This window comes from Actinoplanes sp. CA-252034 (genome assembly GCF_050956125.1).
Classification (GTDB): domain Bacteria; phylum Actinomycetota; class Actinomycetes; order Mycobacteriales; family Micromonosporaceae; genus Actinoplanes.
The window spans coordinates 8,390,482-8,407,491 of the sequence record NZ_CP191846.1 but is presented as its reverse complement, the minus strand read 5'-3'; the positions used below and the strand labels follow the sequence as shown (position 1 = coordinate 8,407,491).

Genomic DNA, 17,010 nt, shown 5'->3' with positions numbered 1-17,010 from the left:
TGAGGCGACGATCGCGCCGTGATTTCATCCCTTTAAGGTGTGACAATCGTTAGGCCAGGATGGGTTGTCGGATCTGCCGAGTTGGGTGCGTCCTTACACTCGTCAAATTGACGGAATTCGGTTACCGAATGTCGAAACCTCAATTTGGTCGACGGCCGTAGCTGCGATCTACTAGAATGATTGCTGACAAGGTGGAAGAAGTTACCTTCAGAGCTTTTGAGGTTCTCGCAATGGACTATGCACACGGGCGCTCGATTCATATATATCTGATCGACGACGCGGCCGAGGGAAGGCGGTTGACGGAGATATCCGGATGGACTGGCTGCTGTTTGGACTTTCCGAGAGCCAGTTATGTGCAAGCGCGAAAGCGTGAAGAGTTCGGGCGTGCTGGGGTTTACATCCTGACTGGCCCCAATGAAGTCGGTACTGCGGACGACACTGGCGCGCAGGAGCGGCGGGTCTACGTCGGCGAGTCGACTGAACTACGCATCCGGCTGGACGACCATCAGCGGACTAAGGAATTCTGGACCCGTGCATTCATATTCACTGCAAAAGATCAGAGCCTAAACAAGGGTCATATTCTTTATCTTGAAGCCAGGCTTTTGCGACTTGCGCGCGAAGTTGGAACTGCCGCTATAGAGAATGATCGAAATCCTGACCTAAAGCATGTTCGCGAGCAAGAGAAGGCAGACATGGAACGCTTCCTGGCGGAAATACTGCTTCTTCTCCCCGTGCTCGGTGTCTCGGACTTCCAGGTCGTGCGCAACGAAATCCCATCCCACAGTGCTGGCACTGACGCTGCGGCAGGGAAGAGATACTCCCTAAAGGATGCAACCGCGAAAGCGGAAATGCTGGATACCGCGAGTGGGTTTTTGGTCCTTGCGGGCGCAGAGGGGCCGATCACTGAGAAGACTATGACTCCATCCTATGAGAGTCTTCGTCAGCGACTCAAGTCATCCGGTGTGCTTAAGAAAGAAGGCGAGAAGATGGTTCTCGTTAAGGACTACGTCTTCAAAAGCCCATCGGCCGCTGCCTCCGTGATTACGGGAGCCAGCCGCAGCGGAAACCTCTACTGGCTTGATTCCAACAATAAAACGCTCGGGGAATGGCGAAAGGATACAACTGGGGAGCCGGTCAACGAAGAGTCGACCCCGGCTGTTGGCGAGACTGTCACCGAGGTACCTGGCAACAGTTCCGCTCCGGGAAGTGACCTTGAATGATCTCCGCCATATAAACTTGTCCTGCGCTCCAGGTAAAGCTCCGCTATCAATACCTAACGCACTCTCCTAATCCGAGCACCAGACCCTGCTCGTCAACTACTGAGCGTGAGTGTCGATGCGGGCCGCTCGGCGGGCCGCCCTCACTGCGTTCCGAACGCTTCCCGTCCGAGGCCTCTGCAGATTTGGCTAATCAGTGATGACCCCCAGGGCCGCGTTTCCGCTACCGGCGCTCGGCTGAACCGGCGGGAGATCGCGGCGATCGAGTCGCAGCGGCACGACGAGGAGCTGCGGGAGAAACCTACTGAATAACCTCGACGAGCGCGGCGCTGCGCAGGAGATGGTCCGTCAGCAGTATTCCGGCCGGTACCCCGCGATCTAACGGTGCTCGGCCACTCGCGGTCTGCTTATCGAGGCTGATGTGGCTACTGCCGCCGTGCTCGTTGCAGGATCTCTTCTTCGGACAGGGCATCGCGGTGGTGGCTTAGGCAGATGGGCACGTTTATCTTGCTGAACGAGGTGCCCTCGGTGGCGCCGAAGAAGACACCGGGCCTGAGCCTGGAGATGTTGTCGAGGGTGCTGCCCCGGGCGGCCGCCATTTGATCGGCGGCGGCTTGCTGGATCGGTACGGTCAATTTTCCGATGAACTGGCTGGTGGTGTTGCCGGGCACGCTGTTGTGGAGGCCCTTCGGTGTCTGTGTGGCGAGTAGCATGCCCAGTCCGTACTTCCGGACCTGCGCGATCAGGGTCCGAGTGGTCTCGCTACTCGGCACCTGACCGCTGACCGGGACAAAGATCTGGGCCTCGTCCAGGACGAGGAGACCGCCGAGCGGACGATCGCGGACCGGATTCGCCTTGAAGTAGCCGAATAGTGCCTCCTCCAGCCGATTCACGAAGCTGGGCCGCTGCGGAATTGGGAGACCGATCAGATTGACCACGGAAATGCGGGCCGTTTTCCCGTGCGACGGTGTCAGCAGGATCGTGGGATCGGCGTTGGTGCCGGTCTCGTCGAGCAATGAGTCGGTGTCTCTGGCCGCATCCAGCGTGGCCGCCATGTTCTTGGCCAGCCTGCTGCGATCCGGACTGTCGGCGACCCCGTCGGGCGGCTCGTTCAAAGTGTCCAAAAGATCGTTAAGCGTCCGGCCGCCGTTCTTCGCACAGTATTCGAGTGCTCTGGCCAGCACCGAGAGCTGCTGGGTCGTGCGCTGGGTCCGACCGGTCGCCCCGGCCGGCCCGGCAAGCGAAAGGACCGTGGTCTTGATCTGGCGACGGAACTCGTCCGGGTTGCCGAGCGTCGGTGCGAAATCGGGAAGGGGGTGGAAGGTCAGCGGGCGGCCGGCCCGCAGGCCCGGCGTCCAGACGACGACTTCGATTTCGGAGAAGTAGCGCTGGGCATCGCGGTCCTGCGCCTCGCTCCACTCCCTCGGTGGTGTGGGCCAGGGGTCGCCGAGTGTGGCGAGATCGTCGTTCGGGTCCACCACGACGACGGAGACACCGCGCAAGGCGCACTGCTCGACAAGATGCCGAACCAGCATAGTCTTGCCCGACCCGGTGCTGCCGATGACGATCGCGTGCTTGCGCAGCGTTTCAAGCGGGATCGTGAACGGGCGACGACCACGCTCTGTCTCCCCGACGAGGATCGCGTCGTGGTCCGCCGGAGCTGATCTGGCGGAGTCGTCGCGATCGCCGGAGTTCTCGCGAATACCGGCGAGGACGGTTCTGAAAATCTCCAGGCTGCTGGCTGGCTTTTGCTCACGCAGCCATTGGTGCAGCCCTTGCGGCCGGCGTTCGAACATGACCTGTAGCGCAGCGAGGGTGCGCAGATCGAATGCGGGCACGACGAGTGCCTCGCCGCCCCGCCGCTCGAACTCGGCCTTCATCTCCTCGGTCACCCGGCCGCGCGGGAAACCGCTGTTGCGCAGGACGAAGAGGTGGCGGCTTGGCAGCCCTTCGGCCAGCCCAGCGGCGGTCATGGCTCGCTTCAGCTGGGGCTGGAAACTCGTGTGGTGGGTCGCCGCGATGGCTCGGAACGACCAGTGGACCTCCTGCTCCGTCTTCTCGTCGATCGTCAGGCGAAGCCGCGCGTGCAGCTCCGCCGACGCGCCGAAGTCCTCCTCGACCGTGAACCGATGTGGACTGTCTCCGACCTCCAGCACTAGGCTACGTAGCCCGGCGGACAGCAGCTTCGGCATGGCTTTGTTCTGGGTCTGATCCAGCAAGGGCTGGTCGTCGGCAGCGGCCCGGAGTTGCTCGAAGGTGGCGGTGAGATCGGCGGCGTCGTCCGGAGCCACCGCCGGCGGCGGTATGGCTGACTCGGTCAGAGCGGTCATCTCGGTCACGCGTCGGCTCTCGATGCAGCCTTGGATGTGGTCGTTGACGCGGATCAGCAGTTGCCGCGCGGTGTAGCGATCCGGCGCCTGGTTGAGTGCGGTTTTGGTGATTGGCCAGGTGGGATAGCGCGGGGTGAAGCCTTGCAAGGCGTAGGTGGCCGCGAATCGGTTGCTCACAATCGCGGCTGCGGTCTCGAAGTCGGGGATCGCGCTGAGCTCGGGCAGCGGATCGAGTCGATCCCGGGAGGAGAGCATTGTCGAGCGGGCGATCATCTCCCAGGTGTCTGTCTGGCAGGCGATGACGATGAGCGCGCGGCGGCTCTCATCGCGCAGCTCCATCAGCGTGGTGGCGATGTCGTCGCGCATCCGGCGTGCGGTCGAGGACTCCCGGGCTCCGGTCCGCGAGCCCAGGGCGACCGTCGACTCATGGGCAAGCGCGTCGAGCTGATCGAAGGCGAAGACGATGGGACCGGCCAGCGCGATCAAGTGGGTGAGGTCGCGCAAGACCAGCTGGTACGCGCGGGGTCCGCTGATGCCCTGTTCCGCACGCTGCCCGTCGTGGGCCTCGGGCCGGATGAGGTAGCCATGCCCGATCTGGGCGGCCGGACCGGTCGAGGCGAGTAGGACAAGGGCGCGGGCGGTGTCCGACGCCGGGATGCCGACCTCGGGGTTCAGTGAACGGAGCCCGGCTAGGAAGTCCTCCAGGCGCTCCCGTGTCAGCGTGCTTTGACCGCTGACCGCGGCTCTGGTTGCCGGATCCACACCGGCGGACTCGGCGATGATCGTCAACAGGCGGGAGAGCTGACTCGTCCCGCCCGGCGAGCGGCGGAGCAGTCCGCTGCAGATGTCGCCGACCGCACTTTCCCAGGCCGACGTGCCGGCGACCGGCTTCAGCAGGAAGAAGTAGCCGTTCTTGGACTGGACCTTTTCCCGGACCCAGCTGAGCAGATGGGTCTTGCCGGAACCTCGCTCGCCCAGGACTACCGCGGTGACCGGTCGGCGTCCCCGGGCGAGCCCGTCGATCGACTTGCTGAGCCGACGGGTCACCTCCGGATGCAGGCTGTCGACGTGGTAGCCGGGAAGAGCCCATATTTCGTCGCTGGTCGGTGCCCATTCCGTGGTGTCCAGCGCCTCTAGGGCCTCGAGTTCGGCGCTCACGCCGATTCGATCTTCAGCAGGTGGCGCGGCTCGCTGCCGATCAAGACCGCGGCCCGTTCGTCCTCGGACGTGAGCTTCCGTTGGTCCAGTTCAGCTTTCAGATGGACGTCTGGCTGCTCGATCATTCGATCCAGCTCGGCGGCGAGATCCACGCCGTCGTCCAGCCACTTGCTAACGTCGGCGAGGCGAACGTACTGGCCCTTGCGTCGGACGGTCAGTTCGTCGTAAACGGACCTGATCCAGGACTCAGCGTCGGGTTGGAATAGAGCCTCGAGATCCTGTTCCGTGCGGACCAGGTAGGTGCCCAGTCCGCTTAGGACGGCGTAGAGCGGTCCAGCAGGGAAGCGCGTGCCTGCAGGCCGGCCGGCGGACATCGCTGTCAGGCACCAGTCCCGGCCCGCTTTCGTGATCGCGTGCACGGTGGTAGTTCCTCGCTTGATGCTCTGCACATAGCCCTCGAGCCGGCGTTTGTTGCCGGCTTCGATCTCGAGGCCGGCGATGTCGCGGAGCTCGCGGTTGGTGGCCGGCCGGGCGACCGCGAGCAGCGCGAAGAGCGTCATCTGGTCCCGGTTCGTCAATTCGTTGGCGGTCATCTACGGCCTCCTGAGCGATCTCGCGGGTGGGGTGGTGGTTCAGTCGATGACGTCAAAGCCACGATCGGGCACCAGCTCGACTCGGCCCGTGGAACTGGACAACTCGCCGGAGACCCGGACGGCGAGCTGGCGGTGATGTGCCTCGATCGCTCGGTCGTATGCGGCCTGGTCGGGTAGGCGAACCCAGATCTTGCGTCGGCGTACTGGCCTGGAGCCGGTTCGGAACTCGCCCCGCACGCTGATGCGCCACTGTTCGTCGCGAGTGGCGCCGTGGTGCAGAGTCTCGATCCGCCCGGAGATGGTCGCTGTCCCGGAGGCATCGAGAGTGCGGAGTTGGTCGGCGGCCTCGCGGAGAAGCAGGCCCGCGCCGGCGGGAAAATGCTGGCTGCTCGTGCCCGAATCGGTGGGCACGGCTCGGCCCCAGCGGAAACCGATCTCGAACGGCGCCGCGTGATCGGTGCCGCCCAGGTCACTCAGAGCCGTGCAGAAATTCGCGGAGATCCCGGCCGTCACGATGTCGTCCTCGAAAGCCGACAGCCGGCCTGTCGAGACGGCCTCTCTGGCCGCGACGATCGCCTCGTAGATCTGTCCGGTGACGGTGCGGCCAGTGATACCTCCCGCCAGTGCTGCGCGGGCGGACAGGCGTACTTCGAGCATGTAGCTGCCTGCTCGGGTCGGCCCCATTTCGGCGGTGCGGAGCAGATCCGCGACTACATTGGGTGGGCGACCGGCGAACATGAAGTGCGGGCCTTGGACCACGGTGCGAGTGGTGATCGCCAGGACGTCGCGCACCCCTTGAACAGCGCGGTAGCCCTCCGCAACCGAGGTGTAGCCCGCGTCCCGGTCCACTGGGAAGGTCCGGAAGAATTGAGTATCTACATCGGGCCGGGCGATCTCTGCCGCGATGTCCGGAACCGGACGGTCCTCCACGATGGCCAGGCAACCCAAGACCTCGGTGATCCGGGCCCGAGCGTCGCCGAAACCGTCGTGGCTGGGTACGAGGACCTCGTAGTCTTCCGAGTGGCTCCACACCTCAGCGCCGTGCCAGTCGCGCGGCGCACGTACCCAGCCTGCCCCCGCGAGGTAGGACGCGATGTCGTCGACGCGCAGCGCGGTTGCCATGCCGGGCTACCACGCGGTCCGGGACTCGGTCAGCCTGCGCAACTCGTGGGCAGTCAAAACATTAGATATCGGCACCATAACTGGACGGCTGCGCTGACGGTCCGGCTCGGCGATTGGCACCTCAGACCGGAGCGAGACGTAGTAACCGAGGTGCCGCAGCAGGACGCCCTCGGAACGAAAGGCTGCATACTCGAGCGGGTCCGACGGCACACAAATTAGGAACAGATAGCGCGGCACGCTGAAGTTCGACCCGGCGAGTTTGTTGAACTGCCACTCGTTCAAGCCGCGAAAGTGCAGACGACCCGACGACTCGGTAGGCCTCGACCAGGTCTTCACCTGCGCCTCGATCATTGGCGACCGGACATGGCCGTACGTGCCAGTCGCACGGAACCCCAGATCGACGCCGTCAGAGTCGTTGTCCTGTGTAAGCACCACCAACCCGGCCGCCGAGGCGAGCACACGAACGTAGTCCTCGCCGAACTTCCCTTGATGCTGCTTCGCGTCCAGCACCGACCCCTCCGCAGGTGACCCCTCAACAAGCGGTAGCCGAAAGCTTACGTCTGGTATCGACTTCTGTCAGTAGCTGAAGCCATACGCACGGTGGCCATCCGGTCCTGGTGGTCTTGGTGGCGGCTTGCTAGCGGACCATGACCGCATCCGTCGGCACCGCCGCGACGGAACGACGCCAGCTGAGATCCGGTACTGCTCCGCTGGCAGGCGCCGACGAGGTAGTACGCAGCCTCGTCCAGCAGTGGTCTGCTTGGGCTGACCCACTGAGGTCGACTGTTCGTACTGGCCCGACTGACAGCACGGCCGAGTTCCGCGAGCAACTCGCTGAGGTGACCGTCGAGCCACCGGCCGCGAGAACGGACTCGGTGAATGACTCGGATCTCGGTGTCATCGACTCTCGGCCAGAATTGCCTCAGCAACAAGACGAACATCCTGATCGTCGAGTTCAGCCAGACATTGGAGGATAAGCGGGAACACCTCATCCGCTCTGACAGCGCTGTTCGGCAGCAGCAGACTGACCATGTGCCCTGCTGCCGCGGGGAGCGGATCGGTCGTAACGCCGGCAGGGTTGTCGACTGGCAACGCTGCGGCGACGGCCGATCGCGTGGCGGCAACCATCTCGCGAGCAAGTCGCCCGGAAGCGGTCAGCGCCAGAAGGTTGCCAGCGAGGAGCAATGCGCCGATCTCGACGCCTGCTCGGGTATTGGGGCAGTTCATCACCGCGCCGAAGACTGCGGCGTACAGCCAAGCGGGCACCTGATCGGGATTCTCACGCAGGCACAGGCGCAGCAGGTCGTTGGCAATTGCCGACGTGTCGGCGATATCGGCCCAGGCATGAGGTTGGGCAAGGCAGGCTGCCGCGCCGTCCGGCAGCCATGCCTGTTGCCGCGCGACTCGCGCGATCCGAGTTAGGTCCGCCTGCGCGGTCCCGATGCGTTCCCGGACGAAGGTGTCCATAGCCGCGTCGAACTCGCTGGATGACAGAACACCGTCCGACAACAGGTGCTCAAGAACCGCCACCGTCGAGAACGAGGCAACCCCGATGCTGCGCATTCCCAGCCGAGCGGCCGAGTCGTCACACCACACCGCGATCCGCTTACTCGCACTCAGTTGGACGACCGAGGCGTGAACACTGATACGTGCGCGGCGACCGGGCGCTCCGGGCTGGATCGGCTGGCGCTGCAGTCCGGAGATCAAGCCTTGGACCGAGGCCAGGCCGGCCCTGATGACAGCTTTCTCCTCCTCGGTGAACTCCGTGAAGCCGGGTGCATCAGCAGCAGCGTTGTAGTACAGGTGCCCGCTTCCGCGATCGAGGTCCTCGCCATACTGGCGGGCATCCCGGGCCACCTCATCGGTAGTGAGACCGCGTCGGAAGACAGCCAGCGCGGCGTCGCGGACGGCAGGTGGAAGGACACTGAGGACCACGATCGCCGAGGCATCGATCGCGACATCGTGATCAGCTGAATGGCGGATCGTCGCCCGGCACAACGCCGACTCCTGAGGGTCGGGATGTACGACGGGTAGGACACCGAAGCCCCTGCGTAGGAGCACCTCGAAGTAGGTCTTCCCCACGTACTCAGCCAGCAGCACCAGTGGTTTCTCGGCGCGCTGGAACTGGCGATTCAAGCGGTTGTGTTCGGCCAGACGCTCCGGTGTCGGACGTAGCTCGTCCGTGATCGCCTGGATGAGGAGCTCATCGTCATCGGTGCGGATTCGACGCAGACGCGGACTGGCAGGCCAACGGTCGAAGAACCGCTCGAGTTCCTTGTGGTATTCGCCCAACAGCTCGGCCGGAACAGGATCGTCCCCCTGCCTTGGCTCCATGACCGCATACAGGGCGAAGGCACTCAGTTCCTCGTCGTCGCGGAATCGACGGAGAATCTCGATGCAGCCCCGTATCGTGGCAGCAGTTCCAGCGAACCGCCGGTGCAACTCCACCCACATCTGCGCTTGAGTACGGTTCTCGGGATGCAGCGGCAACGGAGAGGCGCCGAACACCTCCCATGCATCGTTCATGCGATCCAGGATCATCAGACTGTTGATGAGAACCCATCGCGTCGAATCGTCACGAGGGTCTTCCTGAAGAATCCGGCGGCAATAGATTATGGCGAGATCGAGGTCGGGCTCGTCGAGAGCAAGCTGCGCCGCGAACTTCAGCACGTCGACAGACTCTGGCCAGTCGTGATCCCGGTCCCGGATCAAGGCGGCAACGATGCCCTTGGCCCGCTCAGCCTGGCCCTTTCCAGCGAGGAAGACCGCCGCCTGGAAGCGAAGCTCCGGATCGTTGAAGTCATCGGCGGCATCCAGAAGAGTCTCGGCCGCAGAATCGACCTGACCCGTCGAACCGTAGGCATCGGCGAGCGTTATCGCCGCCGACAACGACCCGCGTCGCTGCACCCTCAGTGTTGCGATTGAACGCCCGAAATTACCAGCCTTGATCTCGGCCGTCGCCCGAACCTCCGCGGCCGCCTGCTCGGATATCTGCCGTAGATCGTCCAGCCGGGGAAGATCAGTCGTTCCTGTTCGAGCCAGACCGTTGAGCGCTTGAACGAGATTCTCGTGATTATTGGCGGCGAGGTGTACAGCCTCTCGCCACAGTGAAGAGCTGTCCTCGCGCCGGACCTGAGCTCCCAGGGCCTCCAGCAGCTTCCGATCAAAGGCACTGGTGACGTGGGTTGCCGCCCGGTCGGCGATGTCAAACTTCAGCAGCCGCAACGCCGCCATCGCTACCTGGAACGCAACGTTCGAGTCTTCAAACTCCGCTGTCGATGCGAGACCGCCCAGCTCCTCGGGCAGCCCCACCCGCAGGACGAAGTCGAGATCCCCTCTGAGCCCGGCGGCCTCGCACGACACGGCAACGGCTTCGGCGCTCTTCGATCGCCAAACGCGACGATCGTCGCGCACGCGAAGGGCCGTCTCCTGCGCCTTGCGAAGATCCGCGAACAGGACCTTCGACCCGCGTCGGCGGGCACGCAGTATCAGCACGCGGGCACGCCACAGAGCGATCCCACCGAACCATCGGTCGGCAAGCACATCGTCGGCCACGGCGAGGGCCTGTTCAACATCGTCGAAGGACGGGTCCTCGTCGGGGTGGCCAAGCGGGATCTGGATGAGCAGCATGGCCTTGGCCGACTGATCTGCTCGGTCCTCCGGGTGCCAAGCCTCGACAAGTCGAAGTGCGTCCTCCGGCTGGGAGCCGAAGACTGCTGCAACGGCACGCGAGTAGGGGTGTCGCGATATGCCGGCGTTCAACGCCTCCAACAGGCCTGCGCGTTCAGAGGTGTCGCCCACCGCCGTAAGCGCCAACGCGGCTCGAGCTGTCCACACCTCCTCTGGCGGGCATCCCTGCTGCACCACCTCCATGAACAAGGCGGCCTCCAACTGAGGAACGCCATAGGCTCCTGCCAGCTCGGCTGCAGCCAGCTGCGTGTCCCAGTCCGACGCGACCAACCATGCAGGGCGCTTCGATGCCCACTCAGTCAGAACCGCCTTCGGCTCCTGAAATTCGGTCAGCAGACGAACGAGTCGACGAGCACTACGCCCATCGGTCGCCATCGCCGCATTGATCCGGCCATGAGTAATCCCAGGCAGACGTTCAAGCCGATCCGACAACCAACGCGCCTCGGGAGTCGACACCGCCGGCGCGGCCGACGGCACGATCTGTCCCGCTCGATCAACCCCGTTGTCTTGCAGGAACTCCCAGATGTCGTCTGCACGTACCTCCTTGTGCAGGACCTCGTCCGCGTACTGCAGCAGGAGCCGCCGTGCCGCCCTTCTGTTGCCAGCGATCAAGACGTAGAGCGACGTCTCGATCTGCTGGTCGAGCCGATCGTCGTCGATGGTGTCGACCTTGATCTGACGCAGCAGCCGCCATGCCTCCTCGCTGCCGATCGCGCCCCAAGCAGCCTTAAGAACCTCAAACCTTTTCTGGCGGCCAGAACCCAGGAAGTCGCGTTCGAACTCGGCCACATCGATGGCGTCCAGCGCCCCGGCGCACAGCTGTCGTAGCTCGTCGGCGCTGGTGGTAGACGAGAAGGTGCAGATATCGCCGGCCCGGAGCTTCGGCAACCACTGTTGAAGAAAGTTCTCCTTCAACAAGGCGGACAAAGTCCAAGACCCAATACTGCGCTGCCGCTTCGACTGGGTCCACCGAGACGTTGTACCGACACGAAGGCGAAACTCTGCCCCGACGCCCTCGTCGCCGGGAACCTCGACACGCAAGGAGTCGGCACGGCCCATCAAAATCTCGATCATGGCGAGAACCGTGAAACGACGCTCGTAGCCATTGCCGAGCTTGTCCGCGGCGCCACCTGCGAGCGCCATGCCCATACCGCACCTCGCGACTGTCTGCAGGGGCTCCACTGTCACCGCCCCAGCTAGTTCTACAGGTAACGCCGCAACGGCGGCCAACTGCGACCCATCGCAGCTACAGGCTGGCGTCGCCGCCAGCCCAGTTCCACCATGGGCCAGCCGACTACGGCAAGGCGGGCTTATCACGCTGGCCCAATGCGATTCTCGCGGTCCTGTACCAGCCTGTCGCGGACACCGGCTCCGTACCCGAAGCCCCACGCATCCAACTCCCGGTCGTCTACCGGTCGCCAGTCGGGGCGGTGATAACTGGCGAGCAGACGCGCGGCGGCCCGGAACTGACTCTCGTCGGCTGGTAACAGGTCGCGGGCAGGAGGGTCGACCAGATGGTGTTCGAAGTCGGGCATGCTGCGGCTAACCCCAATCGGGTAGCCGGGCCCCAGCCGACGGACGCGCAACCTATTCGATGTGCGCGAGCTCCAGTATCTACATGTCTCAGCGACTATAGCGGCCTCAGCGCTCGCCGTAATAGATGATGCTCTTCCCCCGGCCAGCTTCGATGTCCTCGATCATCGCGATCCCGTAGAGCAGAGCGGTACGGCAGCGGCACTCGACTACGTAGAGGCCCACGTGGCCGGACGGCAAGGTCGGGCCCAAGAAGACGCATAACGGCGCGCCCCGATGCTTGCCGATGACGTGTCGCTTTTCGACCTCCCAGTCCTGGTCGATCCATCCACCGTCCGGGCCTGGAACACGGTCGCCGCCCTCCCGGTCGACCAGCACGTAGAGGAAGGCCCCAAGCCCGCGGACGACCAGACCGTGTCGGGTCCTGAAGACCTCGGCGAGCCGGTGACCCGTCGGCTGCCGAGGGCAGCGGACCTCATAGACCCGAGACCGGGAAAGAGCCTGGGGACCCGCGGCCTCGATCGGAGCAAGCGCTGCTGCTGCGGCGTCGTCAAATGGGGGCTTCTCATGGAAGGAACGAGTTCCGATCCGTGTCACGGGCGCCCCGAAGCCGTCCAACCGGTTCCTCCCTTATAAGCGGCGTGAATGCTCTGCACAGCCCATCGTAGGGAGAGTAAGCCGGTTCAACGACCTCGTCCGTCGCTCGTGAGGTCGCCAAGTTTGTCGGCCGGCGGAACCGTTTCGAGTGGTCTGCATGGCGCGGTGCGCGCCCGCCGCTCTTTGGCGTGCTGTCTTGGATCGGGATGCGCCACGGACGCGATCCGAAGACCATGGTGGACAGTGAATCCGCGATAGCTCTCGGGAAGAAAGGCGCTTCGACGACATATTCCAGGTGGAGGTAACGGGCATGTGATTGCGGGGATTTATGCCGCGATGGGGAACCGGGTAAAGGGATCTGCCGCTGCGGGTCATTAGAATGCCGCTCGTCGGAGCGGCCTCCGCGGCTAGGTGGCGTCGAAGCGTACTGAAAATCCAGGAGAAATCGCTGCTCAATGAATATTCTCGGCATAACTGCAGGTAGAGTGGCTAGGGCGGTGTTCAGTTGAGGCTTCTGGTGGTGACACCTTAAGAGGGCATCTGATCCTCTAAGGGGATAGTTCACGTTCGCGCACGCCATCGGCTTTGATCGTTCGTTGGTCGAGCATGGGGATGGGGCGACTTCCATATCGAACGGACCTGTCGGATGCCCGGTGGGCGTTGATCGAGCCTGTTCTGGTGCAGTGGCGTGAGGCGCGGCGGGGCTTGGGGATCAAGCCGCCGGTCCATGATCTGAGGGAGATCGTCAATGCGATCTTGTATGTGGCACGGACCGGCATGGCGTGGGAGTACCTGCCACACGACTTCCCGCCGGCGAAGACGGTCTATGACTACTACGCCAAGTGGGAGAAGGACGGCACCACGGCTCGTATCCACGATCTTCTGCGGTCGCGGGTGCGTGAGGCTCTCGGCCGAGATGCCGAGCCGAGCGCCGCGGTGTTGGATGCTCAAAGCGTCAAGACGTCTTGCAACGTAAAGGAATCCGAGCAGGGAATCGATGCGGCGAAGAAGATCAAGGGACGGAAACGGCACATCGCTACCGACACTCTCGGGCTGCTGCTGGCGGTAGTGGTCACCGCGGCGTCGGTGTCCGACACTGCCGCCGGCAAGGGTCTGCTGAGCACGCTTGCCGGAGACCACCCGAGGGTGAGCAAGGTTTGGGTTGACGGCGGCTACCAGAACACGGTGCTGCGTCATGGCGCAGGACTCGGCATCGACGTCGAGGTGGTGCCGCGCCGTGCAGAGAAGGGATTTCATGTCCTTCCACGTCGATGGGTGGTCGAGCGGACGTTCGGGTGGCTGATGCAGCACCGGCGCCTAGTCCGCGACTACGAGGCGCTCCCGCAGCGTTCGGTGGCGATGGTCCAGTGGGCGATGTCTAACACGATCATGCTCAGACTGACCGGCGAATGCACCCAAACCTGGCGTTGACTATCACTGCATTTCACTGCCGAACGGACATGCCGGGATCAGATGCCCTCTAAGGGGATAGTTCACGTTCGCGCACGCCATCGGCTTTGATCGTTCGTTGGTCGAGCATGGGGATGGGGCGACTTCCATATCGAACGGACCTGTCGGATGCCCGGTGGGCGTTGATCGAGCCTGTTCTGGTGCAGTGGCGTGAGGCGCGGCGGGGCTTGGGGATCAAGCCGCCGGTCCATGATCTGAGGGAGATCGTCAATGCGATCTTGTATGTGGCACGGACCGGCATGGCGTGGGAGTACCTGCCACACGACTTCCCGCCGGCGAAGACGGTCTATGACTACTACGCCAAGTGGGAGAAGGACGGCACCACGGCTCGTATCCACGATCTTCTGCGGTCGCGGGTGCGTGAGGCTCTCGGCCGAGATGCCGAGCCGAGCGCCGCGGTGTTGGATGCTCAAAGCGTCAAGACGTCTTGCAACGTAAAGGAATCCGAGCAGGGAATCGATGCGGCGAAGAAGATCAAGGGACGGAAACGGCACATCGCTACCGACACTCTCGGGCTGCTGCTGGCGGTAGTGGTCACCGCGGCGTCGGTGTCCGACACTGCCGCCGGCAAGGGTCTGCTGAGCACGCTTGCCGGAGACCACCCGAGGGTGAGCAAGGTTTGGGTTGACGGCGGCTACCAGAACACGGTGCTGCGTCATGGCGCAGGACTCGGCATCGACGTCGAGGTGGTGCCGCGCCGTGCAGAGAAGGGATTTCATGTCCTTCCACGTCGATGGGTGGTCGAGCGGACGTTCGGGTGGCTGATGCAGCACCGGCGCCTAGTCCGCGACTACGAGGCGCTCCCGCAGCGTTCGGTGGCGATGGTCCAGTGGGCGATGTCTAACACGATCATGCTCAGACTGACCGGCGAATGCACCCAAACCTGGCGTTGACTATCACTGCATTTCACTGCCGAACGGACATGCCGGGATCAGATGCCCTCTTAGAGGATCAGATGCCCTCTAACTCACCTTGGTATGCTTATCGACGACCTGGGAAGACGTTACTGAGCACGTCGCTGGGCCTTTCAGCTGCTGGGGTCAAGGGGTCGCAGGTTCAAATCCTGTCAGCCCGACTTAGCAAAAGGCCAGCGTAGCTGGCCTTTTGCATGTCCGGACAACGATGCGTCCGTGGCGGCGTGACACGTATTTTTGCACGTACGCGCGTACGGTTTGCCCTGGGATTCTGGCCGCTCCTCGCGGTCTGCTCGTACTCAACAGCTTTTGACTCCTCCATGTGCTTCGGTCTCGCTTTCGGGGACCTCCGTTGAGCAGGGCGTTCATGGCTGGAGTGATCGAGTCTCGACGTGACGGGTCTCCTCGTCGGCGATGTTGACCGTCGCCGCGTTGTCGCTCTCATGTGGACGATCTCGACACCTTGATGACACCAACGTCCGTACGGTGATCTTCGCCGGGTTGGCCGGTTCTGTCCGGCGCCGGTGAATCCATGATCGTGGTTGGTGGTAGACCGCGAAAGTTGTTCCCGGGTGTCCGCGGTAGTCCCGGCGGTCGACCGATGTGCCCGCGGCGTGCAGCGGGTAGCTGTTCGGCGACGCGTGGGACGTTGGGGTGGGTGGCGTGCGCTTCGACCGCGGCGGCTGAGGTCCAGCCGTCGACGATGCGGAAGGTGTCGGGTTGGTCTTGCTCGGGATCGGCCGCCGAGGTGGGATCACCGGTGCCGACAATGCTGACCGCGGCCAGTATGACGCCGGGCTCTTATCAGGCCATATCGACCTCGGTCGACATCGGCACGGTAATGATCCTCCCTCCGGTCGACGTATCGCCGAGAAGGCACCACGGCCCACTGTTTTCGGGTCAGACCGCTGGGAGGACGTCGGTGATCATATGCCTGGAGTGGTATTCGGTCTGGAAGCTGCCGCGTGATCTGTTGGAAGGACCGGTTGTGCCAACGGCATCGACCTACGGTTAGTAGCGCCAAATAGGCCGCGCGTCCGGCTCCGGCGGGTTGCGCTGGCCGTGCTCGTCAGGTGGCGGCGAGTGTCTCGGTCAGTCCGATGGCGGTTGACTGGAGCAGCAGCCGGAGCCGGGGTCTGAAGTCGAGAGCGACGTGGCCCCAGTCAGGCACCTGCTCGTACAGTGCCGCCAGCGTCGGGGTGGGGTGTGACACCTGCCAGAAATTGGCGGCGAAGGCGAGCGTGGCCGCCAGCAGGGCCTGGATCTGGTCGACGGTCATGCGACTCACCCGATCCAGAACGACCACGATCTCGTCGTAGGCGGCGAACGCGTTGGTCTTGTACTGCCGGGCCCGCTCGATGTCGACGTCGCCTTCCAGGCTCAACGTCACATGGGTTAGCAGGTCACAGAAAACCGGCAGGGACGCGATGGTGTCGGCCAGCACCAGGGCCACCTCGCGCGGTCCGAGGCCGTCGGCGTCTCGGACCTCGCCGGTGATCGCGGCGCTCCACTGTTGCCAACCGCGTTCGGCCAGCTCGAGGAGCAGTTCCTCCTTGTTGGAGTAGTAGCGCCGCACCCCGGTGCGGTGCAGGCCGGCTCGCTCGGTGACCGGGGCCAGCGTCACGAACCGGACCCCTCCCCGCTCGAGGGCGACCGCTTCGGCGGCCACCAACAGGTCTTCAGAACGACGTTGCTTGTCATCGACCGATCGTGCCCGCTGCCGCATGAGGCAAATATAACGCACCTTGCGCTGCGCTATCTCTTCTGCTTACGCTGGCGCCACTTAACGCATCACCGAGTGCGTTATATGCGGAGGGTTGTCATGAAGGCTGTACAGGTCACCGAGTTCGGCGAGGCGAAGGTCCTGGCGCTCACGGAGCTGCCGGACCCTGAGCCCGGGCCCGGGCAGGTGGCGATCGACGTGTCCCACGCCGCGGTCGGGCTGATCGACGTCTACCTCCGGCAGGGGCTGTACGAGGGTGTGCCCGGTCTGCCGCAACCGCCGTCGTTCCTGGTCTCGAGGTCGCCGGCACGGTACGGGCTCTCGGTGAGGGCGTCACCGATCTGGCGATCGGCGAGAAGGTGGTGACCCTCTCGGCATCAGCCACTGGCGGTTACGCATCGGTGTATGTCAGCGACCGGTCCAGGGTGCTGTCGACGCAGGCCTACGAACTCGAGCCTGCGCTGGCGGTGGCCGTCGTGCCCAACGCGCTGATGGCCCATGTCGCTCTTACCGGCCCGATCCAGCTGCACCCGGGGGAGCGGGTCCTGGTGCACGGGGCGTTCGGCGCGCTCGCGGCGGCGTTCCCCAGCATCGCCAAGCAGCTCGGGGCGGCCCGGGTGGTCGGCACCGTGCGCGGTGATCGGAACGTGTCAAGGATTTGAG

Annotated in this window: 11 protein-coding genes; 4 read left to right on the top strand and 7 right to left on the bottom strand. The window is 63.9% G+C overall.

The annotated features are described in order from the left end of the window. Positions 1-176: 176 nt before the first annotated feature. Positions 177-1,220 carry a GIY-YIG nuclease family protein gene (locus ACQPZW_RS38060; RefSeq protein ID WP_433790861.1) on the top strand — a complete coding sequence of 348 codons (1,044 nt, stop codon included), beginning with the start codon at positions 177-179 and terminating at the stop codon, positions 1,218-1,220. Between the two features lie 422 nt (positions 1,221-1,642). Here the strand turns inward: ACQPZW_RS38060 and ACQPZW_RS38055 are convergent, their stop codons facing one another. From ACQPZW_RS38055 to ACQPZW_RS38030, 6 genes are all read right to left on the bottom strand, one after another. Continuing rightward, a complete protein-coding gene (locus ACQPZW_RS38055) occupies positions 1,643-4,705 on the bottom strand; it encodes a helicase HerA-like domain-containing protein (RefSeq protein WP_433790860.1) in 3,063 nt (1,020 codons plus the stop codon). Then, the gene (locus ACQPZW_RS38050; RefSeq protein ID WP_433790859.1) at positions 4,702-5,298 is read right to left on the bottom strand and encodes a hypothetical protein; all 597 of its coding nucleotides are present in this window, start codon (positions 5,296-5,298) and stop codon (positions 4,702-4,704) included. Before ACQPZW_RS38050 ends, ACQPZW_RS38055 begins: the two co-directional genes overlap by 4 nt. Positions 5,299-5,337: 39 nt before the next feature. Beyond that, positions 5,338-6,420 (bottom strand): hypothetical protein, encoded by a 1,083-nt coding sequence (locus ACQPZW_RS38045; RefSeq protein ID WP_433790858.1) that lies wholly within the window; start codon positions 6,418-6,420, stop codon positions 5,338-5,340. A 6-nt stretch (positions 6,421-6,426) separates the two neighbouring features. Beyond that, complete coding sequence (locus ACQPZW_RS38040; protein ID WP_433790857.1) at positions 6,427-6,930, bottom strand: DUF4365 domain-containing protein; 504 nt, start codon at positions 6,928-6,930, stop codon at positions 6,427-6,429. A 387-nt stretch (positions 6,931-7,317) separates the two neighbouring features. Next, positions 7,318-11,259, bottom strand: a complete 3,942-nt coding sequence (locus ACQPZW_RS38035) for a tetratricopeptide repeat protein (RefSeq protein ID WP_433790856.1) — start codon at positions 11,257-11,259, stop codon at positions 7,318-7,320. Positions 11,260-11,751: 492 nt separating this feature from the next. Further along, positions 11,752-12,261 carry a hypothetical protein gene (locus ACQPZW_RS38030; RefSeq protein WP_433790855.1) on the bottom strand — a complete coding sequence of 170 codons (510 nt, stop codon included), beginning with the start codon at positions 12,259-12,261 and terminating at the stop codon, positions 11,752-11,754. Positions 12,262-12,852: 591 nt separating this feature from the next. Between ACQPZW_RS38030 and ACQPZW_RS38025 the strand changes: the two genes are divergently transcribed. Next, positions 12,853-13,671 (top strand): IS5 family transposase, encoded by an 819-nt coding sequence (locus ACQPZW_RS38025; RefSeq protein ID WP_433797632.1) that lies wholly within the window; start codon positions 12,853-12,855, stop codon positions 13,669-13,671. A 113-nt stretch (positions 13,672-13,784) separates the two neighbouring features. Continuing rightward, positions 13,785-14,603 (top strand): IS5 family transposase, encoded by an 819-nt coding sequence (locus ACQPZW_RS38020; protein WP_433797632.1) that lies wholly within the window; start codon positions 13,785-13,787, stop codon positions 14,601-14,603. A gap of 1,090 nt (positions 14,604-15,693) precedes the next feature. Here the strand turns inward: ACQPZW_RS38020 and ACQPZW_RS38015 are convergent. Beyond that, positions 15,694-16,350 (bottom strand): TetR family transcriptional regulator, encoded by a 657-nt coding sequence (locus ACQPZW_RS38015; protein ID WP_433790854.1) that lies wholly within the window; start codon positions 16,348-16,350, stop codon positions 15,694-15,696. 398 nt (positions 16,351-16,748) lie between these two features. Here ACQPZW_RS38015 and ACQPZW_RS38010 point away from each other — a divergent pair, with 398 nt between their 5' ends. Then, positions 16,749-17,009 (top strand): hypothetical protein, encoded by a 261-nt coding sequence (locus ACQPZW_RS38010; RefSeq protein ID WP_433790853.1) that lies wholly within the window; start codon positions 16,749-16,751, stop codon positions 17,007-17,009. Position 17,010 lies beyond the last annotated feature (1 nt).

Coding starts and splice junctions, on each gene's coding strand:
- ACQPZW_RS38045 (WP_433790858.1), bottom strand. CDS start 6,420: ATGGCAACCGCGCTGCGCGTCGACGACATCGCGTCCTACCTCGCGGGG.
- ACQPZW_RS38060 (WP_433790861.1), top strand. CDS start 177: ATGATTGCTGACAAGGTGGAAGAAGTTACCTTCAGAGCTTTTGAGGTT.
- ACQPZW_RS38020 (WP_433797632.1), top strand. CDS start 13,785: ATGGGGCGACTTCCATATCGAACGGACCTGTCGGATGCCCGGTGGGCG.
- ACQPZW_RS38025 (WP_433797632.1), top strand. CDS start 12,853: ATGGGGCGACTTCCATATCGAACGGACCTGTCGGATGCCCGGTGGGCG.
- ACQPZW_RS38050 (WP_433790859.1), bottom strand. CDS start 5,298: ATGACCGCCAACGAATTGACGAACCGGGACCAGATGACGCTCTTCGCG.
- ACQPZW_RS38015 (WP_433790854.1), bottom strand. CDS start 16,350: ATGCGGCAGCGGGCACGATCGGTCGATGACAAGCAACGTCGTTCTGAA.
- ACQPZW_RS38035 (WP_433790856.1), bottom strand. CDS start 11,259: ATGGGCATGGCGCTCGCAGGTGGCGCCGCGGACAAGCTCGGCAATGGC.